Origin of the sequence: Azospirillum brasilense (assembly GCF_005222205.1) — a bacterium.
Lineage (GTDB): Bacteria > Pseudomonadota > Alphaproteobacteria > Azospirillales > Azospirillaceae > Azospirillum > Azospirillum brasilense_G.
In genome coordinates, this window is record NZ_CP032346.1 from 260,813 (window position 1) to 287,349 (window position 26,537).

The 26,537-nt window shown below is 70.2% G+C and carries 21 protein-coding genes; 12 read left to right on the forward strand and 9 right to left on the reverse strand.

All coding sequences use genetic code 11. The annotated features are described in order from the left end of the window. Positions 1 to 11 precede the first annotated feature (11 nt). Positions 12 to 6,020, forward strand: coding sequence for a tetratricopeptide repeat protein (locus D3869_RS15260; RefSeq protein WP_137140856.1), 6,009 nt, complete (start codon positions 12 to 14; stop codon positions 6,018 to 6,020). 64 nt (positions 6,021 to 6,084) lie between these two features. Here the strand turns inward: D3869_RS15260 and D3869_RS15265 are convergent, their stop codons facing one another. Both D3869_RS15265 and D3869_RS15270 read right to left on the reverse strand, forming a co-directional pair. Next, positions 6,085 to 6,267, reverse strand: a complete 183-nt coding sequence (locus D3869_RS15265) for a YdcH family protein (RefSeq protein ID WP_014198642.1) — start codon at positions 6,265 to 6,267, stop codon at positions 6,085 to 6,087. 225 nt (positions 6,268 to 6,492) lie between these two features. After that, a complete protein-coding gene (locus D3869_RS15270; protein ID WP_137140857.1) occupies positions 6,493 to 10,065 on the reverse strand; it encodes a tetratricopeptide repeat protein in 3,573 nt (1,190 codons plus the stop codon). A 151-nt stretch (positions 10,066 to 10,216) separates the two neighbouring features. On the opposite strand from D3869_RS15270, the gene D3869_RS15275 reads away from it, so the two are divergent. Continuing rightward, complete coding sequence (locus D3869_RS15275) at positions 10,217 to 11,506, forward strand: tetratricopeptide repeat protein (protein ID WP_137140858.1); 1,290 nt, start codon at positions 10,217 to 10,219, stop codon at positions 11,504 to 11,506. A gap of 19 nt (positions 11,507 to 11,525) precedes the next feature. Here D3869_RS15275 and D3869_RS15280 read toward each other — a convergent pair whose 3' ends face one another. The 3 genes from D3869_RS15280 to D3869_RS15290 all read right to left on the reverse strand — a co-directional run bounded on the left by D3869_RS15280 (position 11,526) and on the right by D3869_RS15290 (position 14,485). Further along, entirely contained in the window at positions 11,526 to 12,914 is a 1,389-nt protein-coding gene (locus D3869_RS15280; protein WP_137140859.1) for a hypothetical protein, read from the reverse strand. 23 nt (positions 12,915 to 12,937) lie between these two features. Beyond that, positions 12,938 to 13,522 (reverse strand): BON domain-containing protein, encoded by a 585-nt coding sequence (locus D3869_RS15285; protein ID WP_035679005.1) that lies wholly within the window; start codon positions 13,520 to 13,522, stop codon positions 12,938 to 12,940. Between the two features lie 165 nt (positions 13,523 to 13,687). Further along, on the reverse strand, positions 13,688 to 14,485 hold the full coding sequence (locus D3869_RS15290; protein WP_137140860.1) for an N-acetylmuramoyl-L-alanine amidase family protein: 798 nt from the start codon (positions 14,483 to 14,485) through the stop codon (positions 13,688 to 13,690). Positions 14,486 to 14,792: 307 nt separating this feature from the next. On the opposite strand from D3869_RS15290, the gene D3869_RS33095 reads away from it, so the two are divergent. From D3869_RS33095 to D3869_RS15305, 4 genes are all read left to right on the forward strand, one after another. Then, entirely contained in the window at positions 14,793 to 14,945 is a 153-nt protein-coding gene (locus D3869_RS33095) for a hypothetical protein (RefSeq protein WP_158282581.1), read from the forward strand. Positions 14,946 to 15,374: 429 nt separating this feature from the next. Beyond that, entirely contained in the window at positions 15,375 to 16,118 is a 744-nt protein-coding gene (locus D3869_RS33795) for a MotA/TolQ/ExbB proton channel family protein (protein ID WP_247895864.1), read from the forward strand. Continuing rightward, positions 16,105 to 16,716, forward strand: a complete 612-nt coding sequence (locus D3869_RS15300) for a hypothetical protein (RefSeq protein WP_137140861.1) — start codon at positions 16,105 to 16,107, stop codon at positions 16,714 to 16,716. Before D3869_RS33795 ends, D3869_RS15300 begins: the two co-directional genes overlap by 14 nt. Further along, positions 16,713 to 17,234 (forward strand): hypothetical protein, encoded by a 522-nt coding sequence (locus tag D3869_RS15305; protein WP_137140862.1) that lies wholly within the window; start codon positions 16,713 to 16,715, stop codon positions 17,232 to 17,234. Before D3869_RS15300 ends, D3869_RS15305 begins: the two co-directional genes overlap by 4 nt. Before the next feature lie 42 nt (positions 17,235 to 17,276). Here D3869_RS15305 and D3869_RS15310 read toward each other — a convergent pair whose 3' ends face one another. Continuing rightward, positions 17,277 to 17,663 (reverse strand): hypothetical protein, encoded by a 387-nt coding sequence (locus tag D3869_RS15310; RefSeq protein ID WP_051658221.1) that lies wholly within the window; start codon positions 17,661 to 17,663, stop codon positions 17,277 to 17,279. A gap of 183 nt (positions 17,664 to 17,846) precedes the next feature. Between D3869_RS15310 and purU the strand changes: the two genes are divergently transcribed. Next, a complete protein-coding gene (gene purU, locus D3869_RS15315) occupies positions 17,847 to 18,713 on the forward strand; it encodes a formyltetrahydrofolate deformylase (protein ID WP_137140863.1) in 867 nt (288 codons plus the stop codon). A 50-nt stretch (positions 18,714 to 18,763) separates the two neighbouring features. Here purU and D3869_RS15320 read toward each other — a convergent pair whose 3' ends face one another. Next, the gene (locus D3869_RS15320; protein ID WP_137140864.1) at positions 18,764 to 19,558 is read right to left on the reverse strand and encodes a response regulator; all 795 of its coding nucleotides are present in this window, start codon (positions 19,556 to 19,558) and stop codon (positions 18,764 to 18,766) included. 595 nt (positions 19,559 to 20,153) lie between these two features. Between D3869_RS15320 and D3869_RS15325 the strand changes: the two genes are divergently transcribed. The 4 genes from D3869_RS15325 (at position 20,154) to D3869_RS15340 (ending at position 23,470) form a co-directional block, all read left to right on the forward strand. After that, positions 20,154 to 20,717 carry a hypothetical protein gene (locus tag D3869_RS15325; protein WP_137140865.1) on the forward strand — a complete coding sequence of 188 codons (564 nt, stop codon included), beginning with the start codon at positions 20,154 to 20,156 and terminating at the stop codon, positions 20,715 to 20,717. Positions 20,718 to 20,892: 175 nt separating this feature from the next. Further along, positions 20,893 to 21,426 carry a MarR family winged helix-turn-helix transcriptional regulator gene (locus tag D3869_RS15330; RefSeq protein ID WP_137140866.1) on the forward strand — a complete coding sequence of 178 codons (534 nt, stop codon included), beginning with the start codon at positions 20,893 to 20,895 and terminating at the stop codon, positions 21,424 to 21,426. Further along, a complete protein-coding gene (locus tag D3869_RS15335) occupies positions 21,423 to 23,060 on the forward strand; it encodes an AMP-binding protein (protein WP_137140867.1) in 1,638 nt (545 codons plus the stop codon). The genes D3869_RS15330 and D3869_RS15335 overlap by 4 nt, the downstream gene beginning before the upstream one ends. Continuing rightward, the gene (locus D3869_RS15340) at positions 23,057 to 23,470 is read left to right on the forward strand and encodes a GtrA family protein (RefSeq protein WP_137140868.1); all 414 of its coding nucleotides are present in this window, start codon (positions 23,057 to 23,059) and stop codon (positions 23,468 to 23,470) included. The genes D3869_RS15335 and D3869_RS15340 overlap by 4 nt, the downstream gene beginning before the upstream one ends. On the opposite strand, the gene D3869_RS15345 is transcribed toward D3869_RS15340, so the two are convergent. After that, entirely contained in the window at positions 23,434 to 24,219 is a 786-nt protein-coding gene (locus tag D3869_RS15345; RefSeq protein WP_137140869.1) for a class I SAM-dependent methyltransferase, read from the reverse strand. The two genes, D3869_RS15340 and D3869_RS15345, sit on opposite strands and share 37 nt — an antisense overlap. A gap of 172 nt (positions 24,220 to 24,391) precedes the next feature. Beyond that, complete coding sequence (locus D3869_RS15350) at positions 24,392 to 25,267, reverse strand: ChbG/HpnK family deacetylase (protein WP_137140870.1); 876 nt, start codon at positions 25,265 to 25,267, stop codon at positions 24,392 to 24,394. 48 nt (positions 25,268 to 25,315) lie between these two features. Here D3869_RS15350 and hutI point away from each other — a divergent pair, with 48 nt between their 5' ends. Next, positions 25,316 to 26,530, forward strand: a complete 1,215-nt coding sequence (gene hutI, locus D3869_RS15355) for an imidazolonepropionase (RefSeq protein WP_137140871.1) — start codon at positions 25,316 to 25,318, stop codon at positions 26,528 to 26,530. Positions 26,531 to 26,537: the final 7 nt, after the last annotated feature.

The following is a 26,537-nucleotide window of genomic DNA, read 5'->3' on the forward strand; positions in this document are numbered from 1 at the left end:
TGAACGGCACAATGGTTGAGGGTTGGGACGGCCGATCCGCGGACGCGTTTCTGGCCGACGCCATCGACCGGCACCGGGCGGGAAACCTGGATGGGGCGTCGCAACTCTACCGCCGCATCCTGTCCGACGATCCGGTCCATGCCGATGCCCGTCATTTGTTGGGCATCGCCGCCTATCAGGCCGGCCACCCCGAGCGGGCGGCGGCGTGCTTCCGGGCGACCCTGGAGACCGATCCGTCCTTCGCTCCGGCCTACAACAGTCTGGGCAATGTTCTTGCCGACCGCGACCAGCCGGACGCCGCGGCCCGCGCCTACCGCCGCGCCATCGCGCTTCAGGACGGCTATGCCGAGGCCCTCGGCAATCTCGGTCTTCTTCTGCAGGGGCAAGAACGGATCGGCGACGCCATCGCGGCCTACGAGGAGGCGTTGCGCGCCGATCCCGGACGCACGGCGACCCGCTTCGATCTGGCGATTCTTTATCGGCGCCTCGGCCGTCTCGACGAGGCCGCCCTGGCCTTCTACCGGGTCGTCCAGGCGCAGCCGGATCACGCCGGCGCGTGGCGCAGCCTGGCGCTCGTGCTGCGCGTCCTAAACCATGCCGACGCCGAATTGTGCCTGCGCCGCGCCCTGTCCGACGATCCGACCGACCCCGAGGTGGCGCGGGACCTGGGGACCCTTCTGAACGAACGCGGCGACTTCGCCGAAGCGGCGGCGGTTCTGGCCCCGGCGGTGGATGCCGACAACGGCCGGGACGCTCGGCTGCTCTTCCATTTGGGCAGCGCGCTTCAGGGGGACGGGCGCTTGGCGGAGGCGATCGCCCGCTACCGGGGCGCGCTGTCCGGTGACCCTCTGCTCATGGGGGCGTGGAACAATCTGGGCGTGGCGCTGCTCGACCTGGGCGATCATGCCGCCGCGGTGGCGGCGCTGCGGACATGCATCGCGTTGCGCCCCACCGATGCGGTGGCCTTCAACAACCTCGGCACCGGCCTCGACGGTATCGACCGGCCCGAGGAGGCCGCACGAGTCTTCCAGCGTGCGCTGACCATTCAGCCGGACTACGGAAAGGCGCTGAACAACCTCGGCAATTCCCGCCGCGCCGCGCGCCGGGGGGGAGAGGCCGCGATGCTGTACCGCCGGGCGCTGGTCGTTCAGCCGGACTATCCGGACAGCTACACGAACCTCGGCAACGTCATCAAGGATTGGGACGACTGGCAGGGCGCGCTGCGCCTGCACCAGCGCGCGGTGCGTCTGGCGCCGCGGAGCGCCGTCGCGCTGACCACGATGGGGCTTGCCCTGAATGTGCTGGGACGGAATCAGGAGGCGGAGGCCGCGCATCGGCGCGCCCTGTCCATCGACGCCGCGCACGCGGAGGCCTATGCCAACCTCGGCATGCTGCAATGGCAATCGATGCGCGTGGCGGAAGCGGAGCAAGCCCTGCGCCGCGCCCTGCGCATCGCCCCGGCGCTGCCCGCGGCACGGCTGAATTTCGCTCTGGTCTGCCTCGCGACGGGCAATTTGCGGGAAGGCTGGGAGGCCTACCAGGACCGGTTCAAAGCCAAGGAGCATCCGGAGCGCGCGATCGCGGCGCCGCTCTGGCGGGATGACGGTGCGGCCGTCGCTCGCCTTCTGGTCTGGCGCGAGCAGGGGGTGGGGGACGAGATCATGTTCGCCTCCTGCTATCCCGCCCTGGCGGATCGCGTGGCGGCGGGCCGGATCGGCCAAGTCATCCTGGAGTGCGACCGTCGGCTGGTCAGCCTGTTCCGCCGTTCCTTTCCCTGGGCCACCGTCCGGGGGGAAACCACCGCCGCCGACGGAACGGAGACGCTGGTCCCGGCGGATTGCGACGCCCACATCGCCGCGGGCGCTCTGCCGCGCTTTCTGCGTCGGGACGTGGCGGGCTTTCCGGGCGGTCCCTGGCTGATCCCCGACCCGGAACGCCTCGCGGTGTGGCGGGAGCGGCTGGCCGCCCTGGGGCCTGCCCTGAAGATCGGTATCGCTTGGCGCAGCCAACTGATGACGACCGAGCGAAAGTCCGCCTACATCACTCTGGAGGCGTTCGCGCCCCTGTTCGCGACTCCCGGCGTGGTCTTCGTCAATCTTCAATACGGCGACTGCGCGGCGGAGATCGCCGCGGCGGAGGCGCGTTTCGGCGTGCCCATCCACCGCTGGGACGATCTGAATCTCAAGGATGACTTCGAGGGCGCGGCGGCACTGACCGCCTCGCTCGATCTGGTGATCGCGCCCGCCGTATCCACCGGCGAACTGGCTGGAGCCCTGGGTGTGCCCGCTTGGCGCATCGGCGCCCGCGACTGGACCCAACTGGGCACCGGAATCCGCCCCTGGTATTCGACGATGCGGCTGTTCCAGCCCCGCCCCGGCGAGACGCTGGAAACCGTGATGACGCGCATTGCCCGGACCCTGCGCGATCTGGCACCACCGGTCGAGGCCGGGGCGAGCCGTCCATCCGTGGCCCCTGCGGCTCCCGTAGCGCCGGCGGATGTCGCGCCGCTGATCAGCGAGGCCATCGCCCGCTACCGCTCCGGGGCGTTGACGGAGGCGGAAGACCGGTGCCGGGCGGCGCTGGACACCGTGCGGGACCATCCCACCGCTCTTCACCTTCTGGGGATTCTGCGGTTTCGCCAGGGCGATGCCGACGGCGCGGCGGCGGTGCTGGCCCTTGCGGTGAAGGCCGATCCCGGCAACGCCGCCGCGCACGCCGCCTTGGCCGACGCCTGCCAAGCGCTGGGACGGCACGATTCCGCTCTCGCGGCCCAATGCAACGCCGTTCTGCTTCGTCCGGACGCGGCGGAGCATTGGCTCAACCGCACCGCCCTGCTGCGTGGGAGGGGCGAGGGGGGCGAGGCGGAGGCCTGCGCACGGCGCGCCCTTCGCGTCCGTCCCCAGCTCGGCCTGGCGCACGCTCATCTGGGACACCTGCTCGCCGAGCGGGAGGACCGCGAGGGAGCGGAGCGGAGCCACCGGCGGGCGCTCGCGCTGGCGCCGTCGGAGGTGGAGGCGCTGGTGAATCTCGGCGCCTTCCATCTGCGCACCGATCAGCCCGCGGAGGCGGAACGGCTGCTGCGCCGCGCCACCGCGACCGCACCGGACGCCGCCGCCGCCTGGAGCCACCGGGGCAGCGCGCTCGACCGGCTCGGCCGCGTCGAGGAGGCGCTCGCCTGCCACCGCCGGGCCGTCGACCGCGCGCCGGAGATGGCGGAGGCGCAGGCGAACCTCGCCATGCATTGGGCGCGGCGGCAGCGCCCGGCCGAGGCCATCGCCGCCTACCGCGAAGCCATCCGGTTCGATCCGGCGCTGGCGACCGCCCATTACAACCTCTCGCTCCTTCTCCTTGAGCAGGGGGAACTCCGCTCGGGATGGGCAGACCACGAGTGGCGGTTCGGGACCCCCCAGTTCCGCAACCAGAAACGGCGCTTCGCGGCAAGACCCTGGCGCGGCGAGAACATCGCGTCCGCCCGTCTGCTGGTCTGGCGGGAACAGGGGGTGGGCGACGAGATCCTCTTCGCATCCTGCTATCCCGATCTGCTGCGCCGCGCCGGTCATGTCGTGGTCGAATGCGACCGCCGCCTGGTGTCGCTCTTCGCGCGCTCCTTCCCCGGCGCGACGGTCCGTCCGCCGACCGTCGAGCCGCGGGATGTGGATGTTCAGATCGCCGCGGCGTCGTTGCCGCGGCTGCTGCGGGCCGACCGGAAGCGGTTCCCCGCCCAGCCCTGGCTGGTCCCCGATCCCGGACGGCTGGCCCGCTGGCGGGACCGGCTGGCCGCTCTGGGGACGGGCTTGAAGGTCGGCATCGCGTGGCGCAGCCAGGTCATGGATGGGGAGCGCCGGTTCGCCTACGTCACGCTGGACGCCTTCGCGCCGCTGTTCGCCGTTCCGGGGGTGGTGTTCGTCAATCTGCAGTATGGCGACTGCGCGGCGGAGATCGCGGCGGCGGAGGCGCGCTTCGGCGTGACCATCCACCGCTGGGACGATCTGGACCTGAGGGACGATTTCGAAAGCGCGGCGGCGCTGACCGCCAATCTGGACCTCGTCCTCACGCCCGCCGTCTCCTCCGGCGAGTTGGCCGGCGCCCTGGGCGTGCCGGTGTGGCGCTTCGGGCACCGCGACTGGACGCAGCTCGGCACCGGTGTCCGCCCCTGGTTCCCGACGATGCGCCTGTTCCAGCCGCGCCCCGGCGAGGGGCTGGACGCCGTCATGAGCCGGATGGCGACCACGCTGCGCCGGCTCATGCCCGCGGACGACGGACCGCCGCCCGGCGCCTCGCAGCAAGGTGCTCCGGACGATCCGGACGCGCTGCTGGAAACCGCCGCCGCCCATCACCGGGACGGGCGGCTGGCCGAGGCGGCCCCCCTGTACGAGCGTGTGCTGGCGGTGCGGGCGGACCACCCGGTCGCGCTCCACCTGTCGGGTTTGCTGGCGCACCAGTCCGGCGATTCCGCCGCGGGGGCGGCGCGCATCGCCCGTGCGCTGGACGTTCTGCCCGCTTACGGCGCCGCCCAGTCGAGTTTGGGAAGCGTGCTGCTGGCGCTCGGCCGTGCGCCGGAGGCGGTGCGCCGCTTCCGTCTGGCGCTCGCCCTGCAACCCGCCGCCGCCGCGGCCCTGACCAATCTCGGCAACGCGTTGGAGGCGGCGCACGATCGGCCCGCCGCCGCCGAGGCCCACCGCCGGGCGACCCTGGCCGACCCGGCGCTGGCGGAGGCGCACGACAACTGGGGCACCGTGCTGACCCGGCTCGGCGCGTTGGGGGCGGCCGAGGAGCGCCACCGCCACGCCCTGCGCCTGGCCCCGGACCGCGCGGACGGCTGGCTGAATCTGGGGGTGGTGCTGCGCCGGGCGGGACGGCTGGACGAGGCGCGGCGGGCGCTGGCCCGCGCGTTGGCCCTGGAGCCGATGACGGTGGATGCGCTGGCCAATCTGGGACGGCTGCTGCGCGACCGGGGCGAGACCGCGGCGGCGGAGCGCTGGTGCCTCCGCGCCCTGGCGGTGGAGCCGGGGCACCCGGCGGCGGCCTTCAACCTCGGTCTGTTGGATCTCGCCCGCGGCCGGCTGGAGGTGGGCTGGGCCGGCTATGACGCCCGCTTCCGTGCCCGTGAGCTGTCGGGCGCCGCCCGTGCCCTCCCCGTGCCGGTCTGGTCGGGGGAAGACCCCGCCGGCCTGCGCCTGCTGGTCTGGGCGGAGCAGGGGATCGGCGACGAGATCCTGTTCGCCGGTTGCCTGGACGAGCTGATCGCGCGGGCCGCCGCCGTGGTGGTGGAGTGCGACCGGCGGCTGGTGCCGCTGTTCGCGCGGTCCTTTCCCCGTGCGGAGTGGCGTCCGGCCCCGGCGGACCCGGAAGCGCCCTGCGCCGGAATCGACCGTCACGTCGCCATGGGATCGTTGCCGCGCTGGTTGCGGCCTCGCTTCGACCGCTTTCCCTCGCGCCCGTCCTTTCTGACCGCCGACCCGGAGCGGGCCGCCCGCTGGCGGCAGCGGGTGGACGCTCTCGGCCCCGGGCTGAAGGTGGGGATCGCGTGGCGCAGCGGGCTGATGACCGCGGAGCGCCGCGGGGCCTACGCCCCGCTCGACGCCTGGGGGCCGGTCTTCGCGCTGCCCGGCGTGGTCTTCGTCACCCTGCAATACGGCGACTGCGCCAGCGAGATCGCCGAGGCGGAGCGCCGGTTTGGCGTGACCATCCACCGCTGGGGCGATCTCGACCTCAAGGACGACCTGGACGGCGTGGCGGCGCTGATGACCGCGCTCGACCTCGTCATCACGCCGGCGAGTTCGGTGGGGGAGCTGGCGGGGGCGCTGGGCGTCCCGGTCTGGCGGTTCGGCCCGCGGGGGGATTGGACGGCGCTCGGCACCGGTGTCCGGCCCTGGTTCCCGACCATGGCGCTGATCCCGGCGCCGCCGGGGGAGCCGGCCTCGGGCGCCTTGCCGATGATCGCGCGCCGTCTGGCCGGGCTTCGTCCCGCCGCCGCGCCGGTCGTCGCGAATCCCGCCGTAAAAGAGCCGGGCTCATAAAGAAAGCCGGGAGCGAACCGTCCGCCGCCCCCGACTTTGCGAATCGGATCGATCCGGAAGGGTGTTAATTCACCCTGTGACTGGTTCTGGCCAAGCGATCAATTTCTTCCTTGAGGTGGAGCTTCTCAAGCTTCATCCGCTTGATGGCACTTTCGTCAGGCCACGAACGCTTTTCCTCGTCGAGGATGGCGCGGTCGAGACGCAGGTGCTTTTCCTGCAGGGAAGATAGGCGAGCATCAGTGTGCATGGGCTGCTCTCCGTCAGATCGAACCGGCTCCTGCCAAGTCCGGCAGGCCGGAAACCATAGTGTTCACCCATCCGTGCCGCCAAACAACCCCAAACTTTTGTCCTAGTACTCCAAAGACGGGGGGTGACCGCCCCTTACGATGTGGAGTAGGACAATTCGCCGCATAGGCCCACCTTGTGCGGTTCGTTGCGGGATTATACCGAAAGTTTGTCCTTTCTTTCGTGGTCATACCCCGTCGGAGATAGGTTTTGGCGCCATCCGGGCCAGCATCCGGGCGATCCGGCGGACCACGTCGGCGGAGGTCTCGTCGGTGTGTGGGGCGATCAGCCTTTGGGTGGGGAACCAGGGCCGTACCCCGGTGCCCATCCAGGTCCAATCGCGGCCCCCCAACCGCCAGACCGGAACCCCCAGGGCGCCCGCCAACTCACCGGCGGCGGTGGCGGGCAGGATGACGAGGTCGAGCGCCGCCATCAGGGCCGCCACCCCCTCCAAATCGTTCTTCAGGTCCAGATCGTCCCAGCGATGGACACGCCGCACGCCATCCGGCTCAATGGAAGCCAGTTCGGCGGAGCAGTCCCCGTATTGCAGGTTGACGACGCGAACGCCCGGCACCTCCAAAATCGGCAGCCAGTCGGTGATCCGGGTGTAGGCGCCTTCGCGGTGCGCCGTGACGATCTGGCTGCGCCAACTGATGCCCACCTTCAGGCCGGGGCCGAGCGCGTCCACCCGCTGCCGCCAGAAAACGGCCCGCTCCGCATCGGGGGACAGGAAGAACGGGCGGGCTGGGAAACGCTCAATCCGGTCTCGCCGCAGAGCGGGAAGGGAGCCGGCGGCGATCTGCAGATCGCAGTCCGGCGGGTCGAACCGCTCCCGTCCATCGGCGGTGACGGACTCCGCCCGGACAACGGCCCAAGGGAAGGCGCGGGCGTAGATGGACACCAGGCGCGGGTCGCATTCCAGAACCACGGTGCCGCCGCTGTCCTTCAGGTCACCAAAAACGGAGGCGAAGAGGATTTCGTCGCCCAATCCCTGTTCAGGCCAGACCAGCAGGCGGCGCCCGCGCAGAGGCTCCCCATTCCAGACGGGCAGCGCGATGCGGCGCGCCCGCTGAAGCTGGCGGGCGGAGAAACGCCGCCCGTAGCCGGCCCAGCCGGTGACGAGGTCGCCGTCCGCCAGGGCCAGCAGCCCGACGTTCCAGGCGGCGAGCGCCAGCCCGGGGGCCACCCGCAGGGCGCGATCGAGGAAGTGCCGGCAGAGGGCGGGCCGATCCGCCATCTTGGCGAGGGTGCCCAGGTTGTTCAGGGTGTCGGCGGAGTCCGGCCGCAGGGTCAGCGCGCGCCGGTAATGGCGCGCGGCGTCTTCGAAGCGTCCCTCGACCTCGCAGGCGAAACCCAGGTTGGTGTGGGCCGCCGGGTTGGCCGGAGCGAGACGGATGGACCGGCGGTGCCAGCGCTTGGCCTCGGCCAGCCGGTCCGGCCCGTTCATGCTCAGCCCCATGTGGGTCATCGCCTCGGGGAAGTCCGGGCGCAGCGCGATGGCGCGGCCGAAACAGGCGAGGGCTTGGCCCGGGCGGTCCAGGGCTTGCCGGACGAGGCCCAGATGGTTCCAGGCCGCGGGGAAATCCGGATCGATCCGGAGCGCGGCTGCGATGTGTGCCTCCGCCTGCGCGTGATGGCCGACCTGATGCTCGGTCAGGCCGAGAAGGTGAAGCGCGTCGCTGTGCCGTGGCACCAGATCGAGGATGGCGCGGTAGGCCGCCATGGCGTCGTCCAGCCGCCCGGAGCGGTGCAGGGCGATGGCGTCGTTCAGCAGGGCATCCGGATCGGCGGAAGGCGCCGGCGGTGGAGGCGGAGCGGCCGCAAGCTCGGGAGCGGGCCGCATCGCGGCGAGGCGGCGCGCCATGCCCGCCAGCACGTCGTCGAAGGATTCGCCGGGGCGCGGTTGGAACAGGCGCATCGTCGGGAACCAGGGGCGGACACCGGTGCCGAGCTGCGTCCAGTCGCGGTGCCCGAAGCGCCACACCGGAACGCCCAGAGCGCCGGCCAGTTCGCCTGCCGCCGTCGCCGGGGTGATGACGAGGTCCAGATTGGCGGTCAGCGCCGCCGCGCCTTCGAAATCGTCCCTCAGGTCCAGATCGTCCCAACGGTGGATGGTCACGCCGAAGCGCGCCTCCGCCGCCGCGATCTCCGCCGCGCAATCCCCATACTGCAGATTGACGAACACCACCCCCGGAACGGCGAACAGCGGCCCCCACTGGTCGAGCGTGGTGTAGGCGGCCTTGTGCTCGGGAGTCGCCAGATGGCTGCGCCATGCGATGCCGACCTTCAGGCCCGGCCCCAGCGCGTCCAGCCGCTCCCGCCACAGGGCGGTGCGGGCCGGATCGGGTTTCAGCCAGGGAGCGAACTGGTCGAAGGAGTCCAGCGCTCCCCGCAACAGGCCCGGCAGGCTGCCCGCCGGTATCTGGAGGTCGGCATCCGGGGGAACCACCGTCTCCCGCCCTTCGGCGTCCAGCGTTTCCGCCCGCACCGTCGCGCGCGGGAAGGAACGGGCGAACAGGCTGACCAGCCGTGGGTCGGTCTCGATGGTCACCGGCCCACCGCCCCAGGCGATCACATCGCCGTAGCAGGAGGCGAACAGGATCTCGTCCCCGATTCCCTGTTCCCGCCAGATCATCAGACGGCGCCGGCGCAGCCCCTCGCCCCGCCAGCGCGGCGCATCGATCCGCCGGTCGGGCAGAACCCGGCCGGCGGCGAAGCGCCGTTCATAGCCCTCCCAGCCGCGCTCCAGCCGTCCGTGCAGAAGGGCGATGACGGCGAGGTTGTCGCTGGCGCTGGCAAGGTTCGGATCGTGGGCCAGCGCCTCCTCGTAGCAGGCTTCCGCCTTGGTGAACTGCCCCTGCGCCCGAAGCGCGTTGCCGAGGTTGTGGATGGCTTCGACGGCGTGCGGGTTCCGGCTGAGCACCTTGCGGAAGCACCGCTCGGCCTGGGCGGGGAGTCCCAGCTTCAGGAGAACGCCGCCCAAATCGTTCAACGTCACCGGGTTGTCCGGCGCGCGCTTCAGCGCCTCGCGGTAGGCGATCTCCGCGCCCTCGTAGGCGCCCTTGCGCTGCAGGGCTGTGCCGAGAGTGTGATGGGCCTTCGGGTCATCGGGCCGCAGCCGCAGCGCGGCGCGGGCCTGGGCCAGCGCCTCGTCCAGCCGCCCGGCGGCGCTCAGCGCGTCGCTGAGATTGGTGTGGGCCTCGACCATCGCGGGGGCCAGCACCGCGGCGCGGGCGAAGGCGTGCAGGGCGTCATCCAGGCGGTTCTGGGCGCGCAGCGCGTTGCCGAGATTGAACCAGGCTTTGGCGTAGCCGGGCTCAATCTCCACCGCCGCGGTGAAGGCCAGCGCCGCCAATCCCGGCAGTGCCTGCGCCTGGAAGGCGTTGCCCAGATTGTGGCGCGGCTGGGCCGACAGGGGATTCAGGGCGGCGGCCATGCGGTGCGCGTCCGCCGCCTCGGCGTGACGGTTCAGCGCGGCGAGCGCGCTTCCCAGATTGTCGTGGTAGTCGGCGACGCCGCCGGCCTGCCGGATGGCTTCCTCGATCAGCGCGACGGCGGGGCCGGGATGACCGGCCTGGAGCGCCAGCACGCCCAGCAGATGCAGCGCGTCGGGGTGATGCGGGTCGGCCACCAGGACGGCGCGGTAGTCGCGCTCCGCGTCGGCCAGCCGCCCCGCCCGATGGTGGGCGACGGCGTCGCCGAGCCGGGCGGCGACCTCTTCGGGCGTCGTCGGCGAAGCCTGGTCGGGGGGCTGGTTCATGGGGGTCGCCTTTTCCGTCTGCCCGATCCGGCCCCGGGGCGGGGGCCTTCCGCCGGCCTGCTGCCGCCGGTCTGTTGCCGGAAGGGAGTGCCATGTTCACCGGTTCCCGGTAAAGATGCTGTTAGCCCTCACCCCAAACAGGAGCCGTTCCGTGTCCGAGCCGAGCGATCCGCCCCGTTCCCCGTCGCCGCGTCCGGGCCTGCTCGCCCGGGGCGCGGGGAGGCTGGGCGGTCTGGCCGCTCAGGCCATGCGCCTCTACGCGGACGCCAACGCCCTGGCCTCGGACGGGCTGGCCGCGGAGGCGGAGGCCGCCTATCGCCGGACGCTGGCGCTGAACCCGCGCTTCGCGGAGGCGCACAACAACCTGGGCAACGTGCTGCGCGCGCTTGGCCGCGCCGAGGAGGCGGTTGCCGCCTACCGCGAGGCGCTGGCCTGCGGTCTCGACCATCCGCTGGTCCATTACAATCTGGCCTCGGCCCTGAAGGCGGCGGGCGACGCGGCGCCGGCCGAGCGGCATTTCCGCCGGGCGCTGGTCGAGGAGCCGGCCTACGCGGAAGCCTTCAACAACCTGGCCAACCTGCTGCGCGAGGGCGACCGGCTGACCGAGTCCGCCATGGCCTACCGCCGCGCGCTGGCCTTGCGGCCCGACTGGGACGAGGCGCACGACAACCTGTCCGGCGCCCTCTACCTGCTTCACGAGGAGGGACGGCACGAGGAGGCGGCGTGGTTCGCCCGGCTGTGGCTGCGCGATCATCCCGACCATCCGATGGCCCGCCACATCGGCGCCGCCATCGCCGGCCTGGACGCCGGCGAACGGGCGTCCGACGCCTATGTCCGGCAGGTGTTCGACCTGTTCGCCGGGGAGTTCGACGACAAGCTGCTGGGCGAACTGGGCTACCGCGCCCCGACGCTGCTCGCCGAGGCGCTGGCCGACGCCGGGATCGCGGCGGACGGGACGCTGGACGTGCTGGACGCCGGTTGTGGCACCGGCCTGTGCGGCCCCTTCCTGCGCGGCCCGGCCCGCCGTCTGGTCGGGGTGGACCTGTCGCCGGGCATGCTGGAGCGCGCCGCCGCCCGCGGCCTGTACGACGCATTGGAGGAGGCGGAACTCGGCGCTTTCCTGGCGGAGCGCCCGGCGGCCTTCGATCTGATCGTGGCCGCCGACGTGCTGTGCTACTTCGGCGCGCTGGACGGGGTGCTGGCGCGGGCCGCCGCGGCGCTGCGTCCCGGTGGGCGGCTGGCCTTCACGGTGGAGCGGCTGGAGGAGGGCGGGGCGCCCTGGCGGGTCAGCCCGCACGGCCGCTACGCCCATACGGAGGGTCATGTGCGGGACGCTCTGAGCGCCGCGGGGCTGACCGTCCTGCGCCTCGCTCCGGACACTCTGCGCCATGAGAGTGGCGCGCCGGTGGCGGGGCTGGTGGTGCTGGCCGCGCGGCCCTGACGGGGCCCGCAAGCCGGCCTCAGTCGAGCATCGGCAGGCCGGTCTCGATCCGCACCAGCGCGGCGAGCAGCGGGGCGCCGATGTCGCGGCGGACGAAGTTGCTCGCCCGGTCCGCGGCGTTGAGCGAGCCCTGGAAGCTCTTGCGCCAGCGGTCGTCGCCGTACATCACCTTCTCCGCCTTGGCCTTCTGGGCGAGCAGGCCGGGGCGGCGCCCGGCGGAGTCGTCCACCAGACGGGTCAGCCGCTTCATCAGCTCGTTGGCGCTGGTCGGGTCGCCGCGCTTCAGCGCCGCCTCGATCAGCTCGGCCAGGGCCTCGCCGCGGATGTCGAGGTCCTGCACCTGCTCGGCGTAGGACAGCGCGACCGAGGCGTCGGAACGGCGGGCGATGCGGCCCAGCACCGCCGGGATCGTCCAGGGATTCTCGTCCTGCACGGTGCGCAGCAGGCCCAGCGCCAGATTGGTGTCGCCCAGCTCGGACGCGGCGACGGCCAGCTCCGGCGGGCAGCAGTCGGTCTTGGTCTCGCGGAACTTGGAGAACTGCGTCTCCACCGTGTTCAGGAACAGGGTGCGGGCCGCGCCCTCCTTGCCGGCGCGCAGCAGAGTCTGGGCGACCAGACCCAGCTCCCAGCTGCAGTTGCGGGCGGTGGCGTAGGCCTTGGCCTCCTCGGCGAGCTGGCCGGCCAGCGCCATGTCGCCGCGCCACGCCGCCGCCTTGGCGATGTCGGCGAGGTTGTAGATGCGCGTCGAGCATTCCGGGATCTGCCGGGTGATGTCGAGCGCGAGCTGGTTCTGCCCCATCAGGGCGAGCGCGCGGGCGACGAACAGGTCCTGGCCGGCCCCGTCGGACGCCGCCCCGCGGCGCACCGCGCTGACGAAGGGGGCGATGATCTCCTTGGCCCGCGCGGTGTCGCCGATGGTGTTGTAGGCGACGGCCAGCGACAGCCAGTCCCAGCGGGCGGCGGTGATCGGCGTCTCCACCGGGGGCAGCATCTCGGCCACCCGGTGCAGGAAGCACAGCGAGGTCATCGGCTCGTTGCAGACCAGCGAACGGATGCGCGAGCGGAATTCGAAGAAGTCGAAGTCGCCGACGAATTGGTTGGTGACGAGCTGGACGGCCAGCGCGCTGTCCGGATACTTGACGACAATCTCGTTCAGCAGCCGGTCCGCCTCCTTCAGGAAGCGGCTTTCCTCGGCGATGTCGTAGGTGTTGTCCGCCTGCCGGATCATCTGCATCGCCTGGACGAACAGGCGGTTGGCCGGCCCCTGGTCGGGTTGCGGCTGCTGCTGCTGCGCCATCGCCGGGGTGCCGGCGCCCCCCGCCGCCACGGTGAACGCCGCCAGCGCCATGAACAGGCTCATGGCGGCGGAGGCGGCAAGACGGCGGGCGGGGGCGGGCAGGATGGCCATGGCGGTGCGGAGACCCTGGTGCGCTAGAGGACGCGGGCGTAGTTGACGACACGCTGGACGTTCGGCAGCGTGCGGGCGTGCTCGATCACGCGGTCGAGCTCGCCCTGGTGGGTGGCCAGACCCATGAGATAGACGACGCCGTTGACGGTATCGATGCTGAAATTCTGGCTATGAATTTGTGAATCGAACGTCAGCTTGGTGCGCAGCTGCGTGGTGATCCAGGTGTCGCGGGCGCTGTCCATGATGCCCGAGTCGGTGTCCACCTGGATCTCGTTGATGACTTCCTTGACGCCCTCCACCTGCCAGCACAGGCGCACGGCGTCGAGGCGCATCTGGGCGTCGGTGGCGCGGCCGGTCAGCAGCACGCGGCCCTGGTCGACCGTCAGGCCGATCCGGCTGTGCATCTCCAGCGAGTGCTGGAACCACAGGTGATTGATGCGCGCCTTGATCTCGGTGTCCGAGGCGAAGCCGGACAGGCCCCGGTGCTCGCTGGCCGCGACGACGGCGGTGCCCCCGGCGGCGCCCAGCACGACGGGCGCGCAGCCAGACGCAAGGCCCGCCACAGCGGCCATCCCGACCAGCGCCCAAAGGCGGCCAAACCCCGACACGCTCTGCCTCCGATCCCCGGCCCGCCGAAAGAGCGGGCGGGCGGAAAAAGTCATGCCGCAGGTGCGTTGGCAATGGGTAATCTTGGCGGTGTTCGGCTTCATCGTGGTTTTGTCCCGGGGTGATGCACGAATGTTTCACTCGCTGCGAGCGCGAAGGGATCCGGGCTAGGCGAAGGGAGCGCGCGTCACCAGCCCGGCGATTTCGCGCGCGAGAACGCGGGCGATCCTCTGCCGCGCCTTGGGGTCGCGCAGGATCGCCTCGTCCTTCGGATTCGACAGGAAGCCGGTTTCCAGCAGGACGGACGGGACGTCCGGCGCCTTGAGCACCGCGAAGTTGGCCGAGCGCATCGGGTTGTCGAGCAGCGGCATGTCCTTGCCGGCCCCCTTCACGATGGCGTGCCGGGCCACCAGCGCCGCGTGCTTGGTGTGGCGCGCCGTCAGGTCGAGCAGGATCTCCTTGACGGCCTTCTTGGCGTCCTTGACGTCGACGCCGCCCAGCCGGTCCACGGCGTTCTCCTTGCGCGCCAGCGCCGCGGCGAAGGAGTCGGAGCTTTTTTCGGACAGGGTGTAGGCCGACAGGCCGCGGGCCTCGCGGTTGGGCGCGCTGTCGGCGTGGATGGACACGAACAGGTCGGCCCGCGCCGCGCGCGCGGCGTCCACCCGCTCGCCCAGCGCCAGGAAGCGGTCGCCGTCGCGGGTCAGCGTCACGCCCAGCTTGTGCTGCCGTGACAGGAGGCGCCCGACCTCCTGCGCGATGTGCAGGGTGATTTCCTTTTCCTGGGTGCCCCGGGCACCGATGGCGCCCGGGTCGATGCCGCCGTGGCCGGGGTCGAGCACCACCATGCGCGGCCGCGCCGCCGGGCGGGGCTTGGCCTGGGCGCCCGCGGCGTGCGGGAACAGCAAGGCGCCGGCCCCGGCGAGGGGGACGGTCAGCGCCAGCTGGAGAAGACGTCTGCGTTCCATTCGCCCCTGATTCCGCAAGGAGTTGGGGCCGCCGAAACCAAAAGTCCTGAGCGCGATCGGAAAGGCGGCGTCCGGCCCGAACAGGCCTGAGGTTGAGCCCAAGGTGTGAGCGTTAACCAATGGGGACGCGCAAAAGGGTTGTCAAGGCCGGCCGGGTTAGCTCCGCCAATTGTCGCGGCCAAGCCGTCATGGAGGGCGCCGCCACCCTATGAAGATTCGACTCTTTCCAAGAATTCCTTGATGATGATGGCTGAAAGCGCTAAAATTTTAGAAATAAGCTCGGGAGGTGGCGATGTTGAGGAAAGCCTTGTTCAACATCATCCGGCAGGAGCAGCGCGAGGTCGAAGACGAACTCGAAAAGGAAGAGCGCCGCACGGCTCCCGACGTCGGCCGGGTGGTTGCGCTGCAGCGCGAGGTCACCGACCTGCGGCGCGAACTGGAACATTATCGCGACGTTTGATTCAACGAATACGAACGAATCAGTCCGCAAGCCCCTTTCCCGCAATGGCGGGGAAGGGGTTTTCTGTATTCGCGACGGTTTTTCGGTGCCTGTGGCGACGCACCACTGTCATGCTGCGTTGCAGCATAAACATGCTTATTTCATGAGCAGCGATCGGGTGCCGTCCTGGGCTTTGACCAGAATTTAATCATGGTGTGACGCGAAATCGTGGAAACCGTTGATCCAAAGCAATGGGGGCTGCGATGGCGCCGTGCAGACTTCCGAGGTAGCCTGTTTGTCACAGGGGCGATTTATCCCATCCGGCCAAGCACATGAACGGACCGGGGCGGCGGGCTGCGGGATTGGGCGAGACCGATGACGAACCGCTGGCACGCCGGTTGCGGAGTGCCAGTCCGAACGCTCCCTGCTCCCTGGATGGAGGGCTGCCCGATGTCGGACGCTGTTTCGGACGCCATGGCCGATGACGCCCAGAACGTCCCCGTTCATTCCCACGTGCCCACCGTGCGCCGCCGCCGCGGCGGCCAACTGACCGCCGGCCTGTCGCTGGTGTCGCAACGCTACCTGCTGCTTCTGCGCTTCGCGGTGGTCAACGCCGCCGGTTTCGCCCTTCTCGCCGCCGCCTGGGCGGAAGGGCTGATCGACCCCATCGTCGCCACCGACAGCACGCATCTCTGCCTGCTGATCTTCCTGGTCTTCCTGGCCGGGCTGGGGCTGTCGGCGCAGCGCATCCTGCGCACCAGCCGCGAACTGAACCGCGCCAAGGAATTCGATCCCTCCGTCCCGTCGCGCGCCGCGCGCTATCTGGCGGAGGTCCGCGGGCGGGATTCCGGTGCGCGGTCGATCGCCGCGTCGTCCCTGAAATTCAAGCTGTCGGCGCGCATCGGCACGGTGCGGCAGATCTCCTCGACCCTGGTGATCCTCGGGCTGATCGGTACCGTCATCGGCTTCATCATGGCCCTGTCGGGCGTCGACCCGGAGAAGGCCGGCGACATCGCCGCCATCGGCCCGATGGTGTCGAAGCTGATCGAGGGGATGGCCGTCGCGCTCTACACCACGCTGGTCGGCGGCGTCCTGAACATCTGGCTGAACATCAACATCGGCCTGCTGTCGGGCGCCACGGTGAACCTGATCACCGAGATCGTCGCCGTGGGGGAACGCCATGCAGGCCCTTGACCAGTTCGAGGAGGACGACGCCGGCACCGTCTTCCGCGACGTCATCACGCTGGCGCTCTGCGGCTTCGTGGCGGTGGTCATCCTGCTGCTTCCCCACATCCGGCCCGAGGCCAAGCAGGCCGACACGGCGGGCGTCGCGGCACCCGGCAACGTCATGGTCGAGGCCCGCTGGCCCGACGAGCTGGACGCCGACGTGGACCTGTGGGTGGAGGCGCCGGGCGACGTGCCGGTCGGCTACTCCAACAAGTCCGGCGTGATCTTCAACCTGCTGCGCGACGATCTCGGCCGCAACGCCGACCCGACGAAGCTGAACTACGAGGCCAGCTACAGCCGCGGCATTCCGCCCGGCGAATACGCGGTGAACCTGCACCTCTACCGCAACAAGGCGGTGGTCTTCCCGGTCCCGGTCACCGTGGTGGTCAGCGCCAAGCGGCCGGACGGCGACAACGCCCGCCAGCTCCTCGCCACCACCGTCCAGCTCGACCGGGAAGGGCAGGAACTGACCGTCTTCCGCTTCAAGCTGACGGAGTCCGGCGAACTGGTCGGCGACAGCGTGCACAGCCTCTACAAGCCCCTGCGCAGCGGGAGGAAATCATGACCCAACTGCTCGACTTCCAGGTTGCCGCGGTCGCCCTGGCCGCCACGCTCGCCACCATCGCCATCTGGGCGCCGCGCCGGCTGTGGGTGAAGGTGTCGGCGGTCGCCGTTTCCATCGGCTTCATGCCCGTCGCCTACGCCGGCATGGCCGACCTGCTGAGCAAGCCGAAGCCGGTCCGCATGGAATGGGCGCAGAGCGCCACCGCCCAGGCCACCATCCTGGGCGCGCAGATCAAGGAGGGGCAGGGGATCTACCTGTGGCTCCAGCTGGAGGGCGGGGCCGAGCCGCGCTATTACAAGCTGGCCTGGGACCAGAAGCTGGCCGAACAGCTCCAGCAGGCGATGCGCGAGGCGGAGAGGAACCGGTCCGGCATGGCGATGACCTTGCCCTTCGAGAAGACGCTGGATCCCAACAAGCCGAAATTCTACGCCCTGCCGCAGCCGCAGCTTCCGGAGAAGAACGGCGAGGAGGGCGGGCCGGGACCGATGGTCTACCGTCACCCCGGCATGGACGCCTGACGCCGCGGATTCGACCAGACCGTGACGCTGGGTGAGGCGCGCTTATCCCAGCTTCACGTACCCCCGCTCGATCACCCGTTCCGCCGCCTCGAAGACCGCCTGCATCTCCTCGTAGGCGCGGCGGACGCGGGCCAGCTCCTCGATGGCGGCGGCGTTGGGGTGCCGGTGATCCGCCACCTTCAGCCCGGCGCGCAGGTAGTCCGCCCGCAGCTCCGCCACCCGCACGGCCATGCGCAGGAAGGAGGTTTGGTCGAGGTTGGGCAGCTCGCGCCCCATCACCTCGCAGTTCGCCTCCAGAACCGCCGCTTCCATGTTTTCCAGGAAGTGCATGATCCGGTGCCGCGAGGTGCTTTCCGCCGCTTCCGGCGTCAGCAGCTTGTCAACCTTGCCCTTGGCGTATTCGCCGATGATCTTGCCGCCCATGCCCATGGTTCGCCTCCGCTAGCTCGCCTCCGCGGTCGGCCCGATGCCGAAACGGTGCATCATCGCATGGGAATCCTTACCAAATGCTGCCGGAAGGGCGTTCCGGTATTCCCACATTGCACGATGCATCCCGCCGACGATCGTGCTAGGGAATCCGCCCTCGATTCCAGGTCGCAACGGTAGGCGCGCATGTCCGGCACCGCTTCTGAATACATCCTCACCGTCTCGTGCCCCGACGCCGTGGGCATCGTCTACGCCGTGTCGGGCTTCCTGGCCGAGCGGTCGTGCAACATCATCGACAGCGCGCAGTTCGGCGACCGCGGGACCAATCTGTTCTTCCTGCGCATCCATTTCTCCGCCGAGCCGTCGGGGCCGTCGCAGGCGGAGCTTCAGGCGGCCTTCGCCGAGCAGGTGGCCGAACGCTTCGGCATGACCTGGAAGCTGCACGACGCCGGGCGGCGCCAGCGGGTGCTGATCATGGTCTCGAAGTTCGGGCATTGCCTGAACGACCTGCTCTACCGCTACCGCACCGGCTATCTGCCGATCGAGATTCCGGCCATCGTCTCCAACCACCGCGACTTCTACCAGCTCGCGGCGTGGCACAACATTCCCTTCCATTACCTGCCGCTGACCAGCGACACCAAGGCCCAGCAGGAGGCCAGGCTGCTGGAGATCGCGGAGCAGGAGAAGGTCGATCTGGTCGTGCTCGCCCGCTACATGCAGGTGCTGTCGCCGGCCCTGTGCGAGCGGATGGCCGGGCGGGTCATCAACATCCACCATTCCTTCCTGCCCAGCTTCAAGGGCGCCAAGCCGTACCACCAGGCGCACGCCCGCGGCGTGAAGCTGATCGGCGCCACCGCCCACTACGTCACCTCGAACCTGGACGAGGGGCCGATCATCGAGCAGGAGGCGGAGCGCGTCGACCACACGATGACGCCCGACGACCTGGTGGCCATCGGGCGCGACATCGAGAACATCGTGCTGGCTCGGGCGGTCCGCTACCACGTCGAACACCGCGTCCTGCTGAACGGCGGGCGCACGGTCGTCTTCAAGTAAGACGGTCGTCGAGCAGGGCCGGCTGGCCCTGCCCATCCCTCCGTGGAAGCTCAGTGCTTCATGGCGAGCGAGGCTTCCTCGGGGTGGGGGGTGAAGACCGCGCGGGTGATCGCCTGTTCGATCTGCTCGCGGGTGAAAGGCTTGGGGATCACCGGGCCGAGATGCTCCAGCCCCTGCTTGGCCAGTTCGTTGGGGAAGGCGGTGACGAAGATCACCGGCAGGAAGCGCTTGCGGCGGAGTTCCCGCGCCACCTCGATCCCGTTGTCGCCCTCGGCCAGACGGATGTCCATCAGCGCCAGCGTCGGGGAGTGGCGGGACGCCAAAGTCAGCGCCTCGTCCATGGTGGCGGCGTTGCCGCAGACGGTGTGGCCCATGCCGCGCACCGTCTCCGCCAGATCGAAGGCGATGATGGCGTCGTCCTCGACGATCAGGATCGTCGCCGTCAGCTTCGACCGCACCCGCTCGCGCGCGAAGTTCAACCGTTCCACAGCGTCTTCCGGGGCGATGCCCAGAACGGTGGCGGCATCGGCGACCGGCAGGTCCTCCAGGTTGACCAGCAGGTAGAGCCGCCGGTCCATCTCGTCCAGGCTGTGCAGCGCCGCTTCGACCGGATGGCCACCGGGCGAGCCGGCCCGGGCGCCCGAGCTGTCCTGCAACTGGTTCAGGTACCGGTAGAGCGAGCCGCGCGACAGGTCCGATGCCGCCGACCCTCCCGGCCCGTCCAGGCACCATTCCAGCGTGCGCGTCACCAGGGCATCCCCCTGCGTCGACGTGCCGGTCAAGGCCCGCGCGTAGCGTCGCAGATAAGGCAGATGTTCCATCAGGTGGCGGGTGTTCTGATCCATGACGTTTTCCCCGTACCTCCAGCCAGTGCGGACCGCCGAGTGGCGCTGGCTTGCCTGCCGCGTTTCCCGGACTTTCCCGAATGTTCCCGTCCGAACGCTTACAAAGTTAAGTTCATATGGCGCAGTTCGCGCCGTATCGGGAGTGACGACGAAAGGGTTATTCGGGATAGCTTGATCGGATTAAGTCCACTCGCCGTACGGGATGCGTCCTAGCCCCTTCGCTTGGGCGCGACGCCCCTCGGGATGGCGCTCAGCCGTTCGATGCGCTGCAGTTGCGAGGGCGGCGGAACAATCGGCCGGGGGCGGTTGTTGGGTGAGCCAATGGTGTGATTCCTCCCTGAACCGCCATGAACTGCCGCCGCAGCGCCTGTCCCAGCGGGGACGCGCCGGCGGCGTTTTTTTTGCACGGCGTCGAAAAAAACCGCGCCGGTGGGCTTGCGCCGGGATGAGTGCGATATTACTGACTGTCCCCGGCGTCGCGCACCGGTGGTGGAACGGCGTCAAAGCCGCCCGGCACCGTCACGCCAGACCCGTGCCTGTCGAACCGCGTATGCCAGGGCCGCGTATGCCAGGGCCGCGCATGCCAGAGTCGCGTATGACCGAACCAGATTTCGACCCGGCAGACTCTGATCGGCCCGCTTCCGATCCGCCGGTGACCGATGGCATGGCGCCGGACGAACTGGCGGACTTCCATGCCTGGCGGCAGCGCGTGGTCGGCACCAACATTTCCGACAAGACCCTGCTGGCGACCGATTATCTCAATCACTTCAACGAAATCGTGATGCTGATCGAGATGATTCCGGACATGCCGGACATGCTGGAGGAATGCCTGATCTGGCAACCCAAGAGCTACCAGGAACATTTCCGCGACAGCGGCTTCTCGGACAAGGATCTGGCCATCGAGGCGTACGGCCACGTCCCGGCCAAGTTCAAGCGGCCGTTCGAGGACACCATCGCCCAGGCGCATCAGGTGGTCCGCCACACGCTGGAGCGCGTGTCCGTCGACATCAAGGATGGGGCGGGCGAGAAGCTGCGGGTGGACTGCCAGACTTCGGTCGCTATGATCCACCGAATCATCCAGGTCGCCAACGGCATCATCCACGGGACCGCCCACGTCATGGAGCAGGGCGAAATCGACCTGTATCTGAGCGCCGACTGAGCGGTCGACCGCGTCGGGCAAAAACGCCCGATCTCTGCGCAGATGATCATTGCTTGTGCACCAAGCATTCTTTCCTTGCATGGCTCAAAGGCCGAGCGTCCAACTACAGTAAGCCTTCGAACGAAGAAGAGGCGGCGCTGCGGCGGATGCCTCCCACCGGGAGTGGAGACAGACCGTGAAGGGACCCGCCACCGCAGCGGCCGAGACATCGGCCGAGGCGCAGGGGGACGTGTCGGTCGATGTGGAGGCTGCGGCTGACCTTGCCGCCTCCCCGGAGATGCGCCTCTGGTTGCGTCTTTCGGCGTGCGCCGTTCTGATCGGCGCCCGGCTGCGCAGCCGTTTGCGCGACGAGTTCAGCACCACCCAGCCGCGTTTCGACCTGCTGAGCCTGCTCGACCGCCAGCCGGAGGGGCTGACCATGGGCGAGTTGTCGAAACGCATGATGGTCACCAACGGCAACGTCACCGGCATTGTAGAACGGCTGTCCGTGGACGGGCTGGTCACGCGCGCCGCGGCGTCGAACGACCGGCGCATGCAGTTCGTCCGGATCACTCCCGAAGGCAGCGCCCTGGCGCAGGCCATCGCGGCGGCGCAACGCCGCTGGCTGGCCGAGCTGACGGCGGGAATGCCCCACGGCGACGTGGTCCAGTTGATGGGTTTGTTGGGAAAGCTCAAGAACACGGTGCGTGGTGGAGGCGTCAGGGGATGATTCGGTCCGGTCACATCGACAGTTTCACGCGCGACCGGCTGCCGCCGCCGGAGCAGATGCCCGATTTCTCCTACGACCGCCCCGAACTCACCTATCCTGAGCGTCTCAACGCCGCCGCGGCCCTGCTGGACGTCTGGCGGGAGCGCGGCTGGGACGAGCGTCCCTGCGTCATCGGCAACGGCGACGTGTGGAGCTATGGCCGGTTCCGCGACACGGTGGACCGCATCGCCCGGCTGCTGGCCGAGCGGTTCGGGATCGTTCCGGGCAACCGGGTGCTGGTGCGCGGGACGAACACCCCGATGCTGGCCGCCTGCTGGTTGGCGGTGCTGAAGGCCGGCGCGGTGGTGGTGCCGACCATGCCGCTGCTGCGCGCGACGGAGCTGGAGAGCATCATTGAGCGCGCCGCCGTTTCGCTGGCGCTGTGCGACGCGCGCTTCGCCAAGGATCTGAACGCTGCGGCGGAAGCGATGGGTGGAGGGATGCCCGTCGTGACCTTCAACGGCGGCGACCTGGAAGGGTGGCTGGAGGAGACGGACGCCGACTTCGCCGCGGTGGACACCGCCGCCGACGACGTGGCGCTGATCGCCTTCACCTCCGGCACGACCGGCAAGCCCAAGGCGACCGCGCACTTCCACCGGGACCTTCTGGCGGTGGCCGACCTGTCGCCGCAATCGCTGCTGAAGACCGGCGGCGACGACGTCTTCTGCGGCACGCCGTCGCTCGCCTTCGCCTACGGGCAGGGGGGAATGCTGCTGTTCCCGCTGCGGGTGGGGGCGTCGGTCGTGCTGCTGGACCGCGCCACGCCGGAACGGCTGCTGGAGGTGACCGCAAGGCACAAGGCGACGGTGATGTTCACCGTGCCGACCGTCTACCGCGCCATGACCGCGCGGATCGAGGAGGACCCGGCCCTGGCCGAGGGGCTGCGCACGCTGCGCGCCTGTGTCTCGGCGGGCGAGCCGCTTCCCGCCACCACGCTGGAGGGCTGGCAGGCGGTGACGGGGATGGAGATCCTCGACAGCTTCGGCACCACGGAGATGCTGAACGCCGTCCTGCATTCGCCGCCCGGCGCCGTCCGGCCCGGCGCCACCGGGATGGTGGTGCCGGGATACGAGGCCCGCGTGGTCGACGACAGCCTGACCCCGCTGCCCCCCGGCCAGATCGGGCGGCTGGCCGTGCGCGGCCCGACCGGCTGCATCTATCTGGACGACCCGCGCCAGGAGAATTACGTGCAGGGCGGCTGGAACCTGACCGGCGACGCCTTCCGCATGGATGAGGACGGCTATTTCTGGTATCACGCGCGGACCGACGACCTGATCGTCTCCGCCGGCTACAAGATTTCCGGCCTGGAGGTGGAGGACGTCCTGCTCGGCCACGAGGCGGTGGAGGAATGCGCGGTCATCGCGGCGCCCGATCCGCTGCGCGGCTCCATCCCCAAGGCCTTCATCGTCACCCGCGACGGCGTGCGGCCCAGCGACGATCTGGCGGAACGGCTGCAATGCTACGTCAAGGACCGGATCGCCCCCTACAAGTACCCCCGTGCGGTGGAGTTCCTGGAGCAGCTGCCGCGGACCGAGACCGGCAAGATCCAGCGCTACAAGCTGCGGCAGAGGGAATGGGTGGACGGCGAGGATTGACCGGGAACCGGGCTGCCCATCCACCGCTGGTGCAGTTCCTGCTCTTCGTGGTGGTCGGCTGCGCCGCGGCTGTCGGCCATTACGGCGTGCTGATCGCCCTGTCGGAGCTGACGGCGGCTCCGCCGGTCCTGGCCTCGGCGGCGGGTTTTCTCGTCGGCGGCGTCATCAGCTACCTGCTGAACTACGGCCATGTCTTCCGCAGCGAGCAGGAGCACCTGCCCACCGCCACGAAATTCGTGGCGGTCGCGGCCGTGGGGCTGTGCCTGAACAGCGCCATCATGTGGGCCTTGGCGCAACGGCTGGACCTGCATTACCTGCCGGCCCAGCTTGCCGCCACGGCGCTGGTGATGCTGTGGAGCTTCGGCGCGAACCGCTACTGGACCTTCAAGGCCGGATCGCCCGCCGCCTGAGCGCCGGTCGTCGCGCCATGAGGGCGGGCGACGAAGGAATGGCGGTGCGGCGTCGGGCCGATGTTCTTCGCCAGACGGTCGCCCCGCAGCCCGGCGGCGGACAGCCGGGCCTGCAACTCCGCCGGTGTGTAGGTGGAGAAGCCGGCCTCGCGCCGGATGCGGCGGTAGTCGGACAGGGCCATCCGCCCGAGCCCCATCAGCGCCGCCATCAGGAAGCCGTGCCGGCGCGCCATGCTGAGCTGGCTGGCGATGTCGCGCAGCATCGGCGTGTCGGGTTCCACCACGTCGGCGATCAGGATGCGCCCCCGCGCCCCGATCAGATGGCGCCAGCGGTGGAGGACGCCGTCCAGTTCCTCACGCGGGATGTATTGCAGCACGGAGACGGCCAGCACCAGATCGACGCTGCCCGTCGGCAGGGCCGCGAGGTCGTCGTCGTCGAGAATCCGGATTCCCGGATGGCCGGACAGCCGGTCGCGCAGGCGTTGCCGCACCGCGGGGGCGGCGTCGTACAGCCAGACGTTTTCGCAGCGCTTCGCCATCGCCTCCGCCGCCAGCGCGTCGCCACAGCCGAAATCCAGGACGGTCCCCCCCTCCGGAAGATGGGCGTCGAGGTCGTTCTGCAGGCAGGCGAAATGCGCTTCCAAATTGCGCTGATTCGCGTAGATGGCGTTGGGCCGGTTCCAGAAATCGACCCAGCCGCTGGAACCCTGTCCGCCCGGTGGCCCGGACGACGTCCCATTGTCGTGCATATCCCGCATCCCCTTTGTGGGTCGTTTCTTGCCGAGGGGATTGTGTTGTTCGTCTCTTCGCCAGGAAGAGCCCCCTCGATCCGACCGTGTCGTAATCATGGTAGGTGTGAACAATCGGAATGGTCAAGAATGACCGGCGGGGACTATGCCGCCAGGGGAGGACGGAGCGGGGTCAGGTCGCCGGGAACCCGGCGAAGCGGGCGAGCCGGATGTTCCGCTCGGCGAGCAGGGCGGCGAAGGCCGGGCTCTTCAGATAGTCGTGCTCCACCTTGCGCTGGTCCACCAGCGGGTCGGCGCGGCGCAGGGCCTCGTCCGGGATGCCGGGATGGACCATCACCAGCAGCCGTCCGGCGGGACGGTCGAGAAAGCGCGCCATGAGGTCCGGGAAGGGTTGGCGTCCGGAGAAGTCGTAGACACCGGCGAAGCGGTCGTTGGCGGGAATGCCGCGGGCCCGCGCCAGCCGCGCCAGCCCGCCGCCGAGCCCGCCGATCAGCAGAGTCTTCGGCACCGCCACGCCGCGGCGCAGGACGGCACCCACCGGCTCCCCGCACAGGCGGACATAGGCGCCCGGCAGGGCGGACAGGGCGTCGGCGACCGCCTCGCGCACGGTGGGAAGCTGGTGGACGTGCTGGTGGCCGTCGATGTAGGCGGGTGGGCCGCCCCAGGCCGCGGCGAAGGCGTCAAGCTGACGGGCCAGCTCCGCCCGGATCTCCTGGGGGTCGAGGCCGCCGCTGTAGGCCAGCTTCATCAGCCGTCCCAGCGGCGGCAGCTTGCCGTCCGGCGCCAGTCTGGGCAGGGAACCCAGCGGCGGCTGGTCGGTCAGGGTGAAATGCAGCCCGACGTCGGCCTTGTCGGACAGCTCCTTCAGCGGCGCCGCTCCCTCCGCCCAATAGGGGCAGAGCGTCATGGCCGAGGTGGCGGTCAGGCGCCCGGCGGCGATGAGGTCGCGGATGGCCTCGTTGACGCCCGGCGACAGGCCGTAGTCATCGGCGCAGAGCAGGACCGGATGCATGGAACGCGGGGCTGGGGTGGTGTCGGTGTCGGGCATGGCGATGTAAGGTGGGGTGGACAGCGGCGTTAAGCCGGGGAGGGGATGATGGAGTGGGACAGCCTGTGGTTCAACGGTCATGCGGCGACCATGGGGCCGGCAGGACCGGTTCGGGACGCGGTGATCGCCGTGAAGGACGGGCGGATCGCCTGGATCGGCGCCGCCAAGGAGCGCCCCGCCGGCCGCGCCGCCGCGGAGCATGACCTGGGCGGGCGCTGGGTCACGCCGGGGCTGATCGATTGCCACACCCATCTGGTCTTCGGCGGCAACCGCGCCCGCGAGTTCGAGATGCGGCTGGAGGGCGCGACCTACGAGGAGATCGCGCGCGCCGGGGGCGGCATCGCCTCGACCGTCGCCGCGACCCGCGCCGCCGACGAGGAAAGCCTGATCGCGAGCGCCGCCGTGCGCCTGCGACGGCTGCTGGCCGAGGGCGTGACGGTGGTGGAGGTGAAGTCCGGCTACGGTCTCGACCTCGCCACGGAGCGGCGGATGCTGCGCGCGGCGCGGGCGCTGGGCGAGCGCTTCCCCGTGGCGGTGCGGACGACCGGGCTGGCCGCCCATGCTCTGCCGCCGGAATTCGCCGGGCGGGCGGACGATTACATCGCGCTGGTGTGCGACGAGATCCTGCCCACCCTGGCGGCGGAGGGGTTGCTGGACGCGGTCGACGCCTTCTGCGAGCGCATCGCCTTCTCGCCGGAGCAGACGGCCCGCGTGTTCGACACCGCGCGGCGGCTGGGCCTGCCGGTGAAGCTGCACGCCGACCAGCTCTCGGACGGCGGCGGCGCCGCGCTGGCCGCCCGCTACAACGCGCTGTCCGCCGACCATGTGGAGCACACCGGCGAGGAGGGCGCGCGGGCGATGGCCGCGGCGGGGACGGTGGCCGTGCTGCTGCCCGGCGCCTTCTACATGCTGCGCGAGACCAAGCTGCCGCCCATCGAGCTGTTCCGGCGCCACGGCGTGCCGATGGCGGTGTCCACCGACTGCAACCCCGGCACCTCGCCCGCCGTGTCGCTCCTGCTGATGCTGAACATGGCCTGCACCCTGTTCCGCCTGACCCCGCAGGAGGCGCTGGCCGGTGTCACCCGCAACGCCGCACAGGCCCTGGGCATGGCCGCCACCCACGGCACGCTGGAGCCCGGCAAGGCCGCCGATCTCGCGGTGTGGGACGTCGGCGACCCGGCGGAGCTGTGCTACTGGCTGGGCGCCAATCCCTGCGCTGCGGTGGTGCGCGGCGGGCGGCTGGTGCGGGGCGGTGTGGAGTGACGTTGCC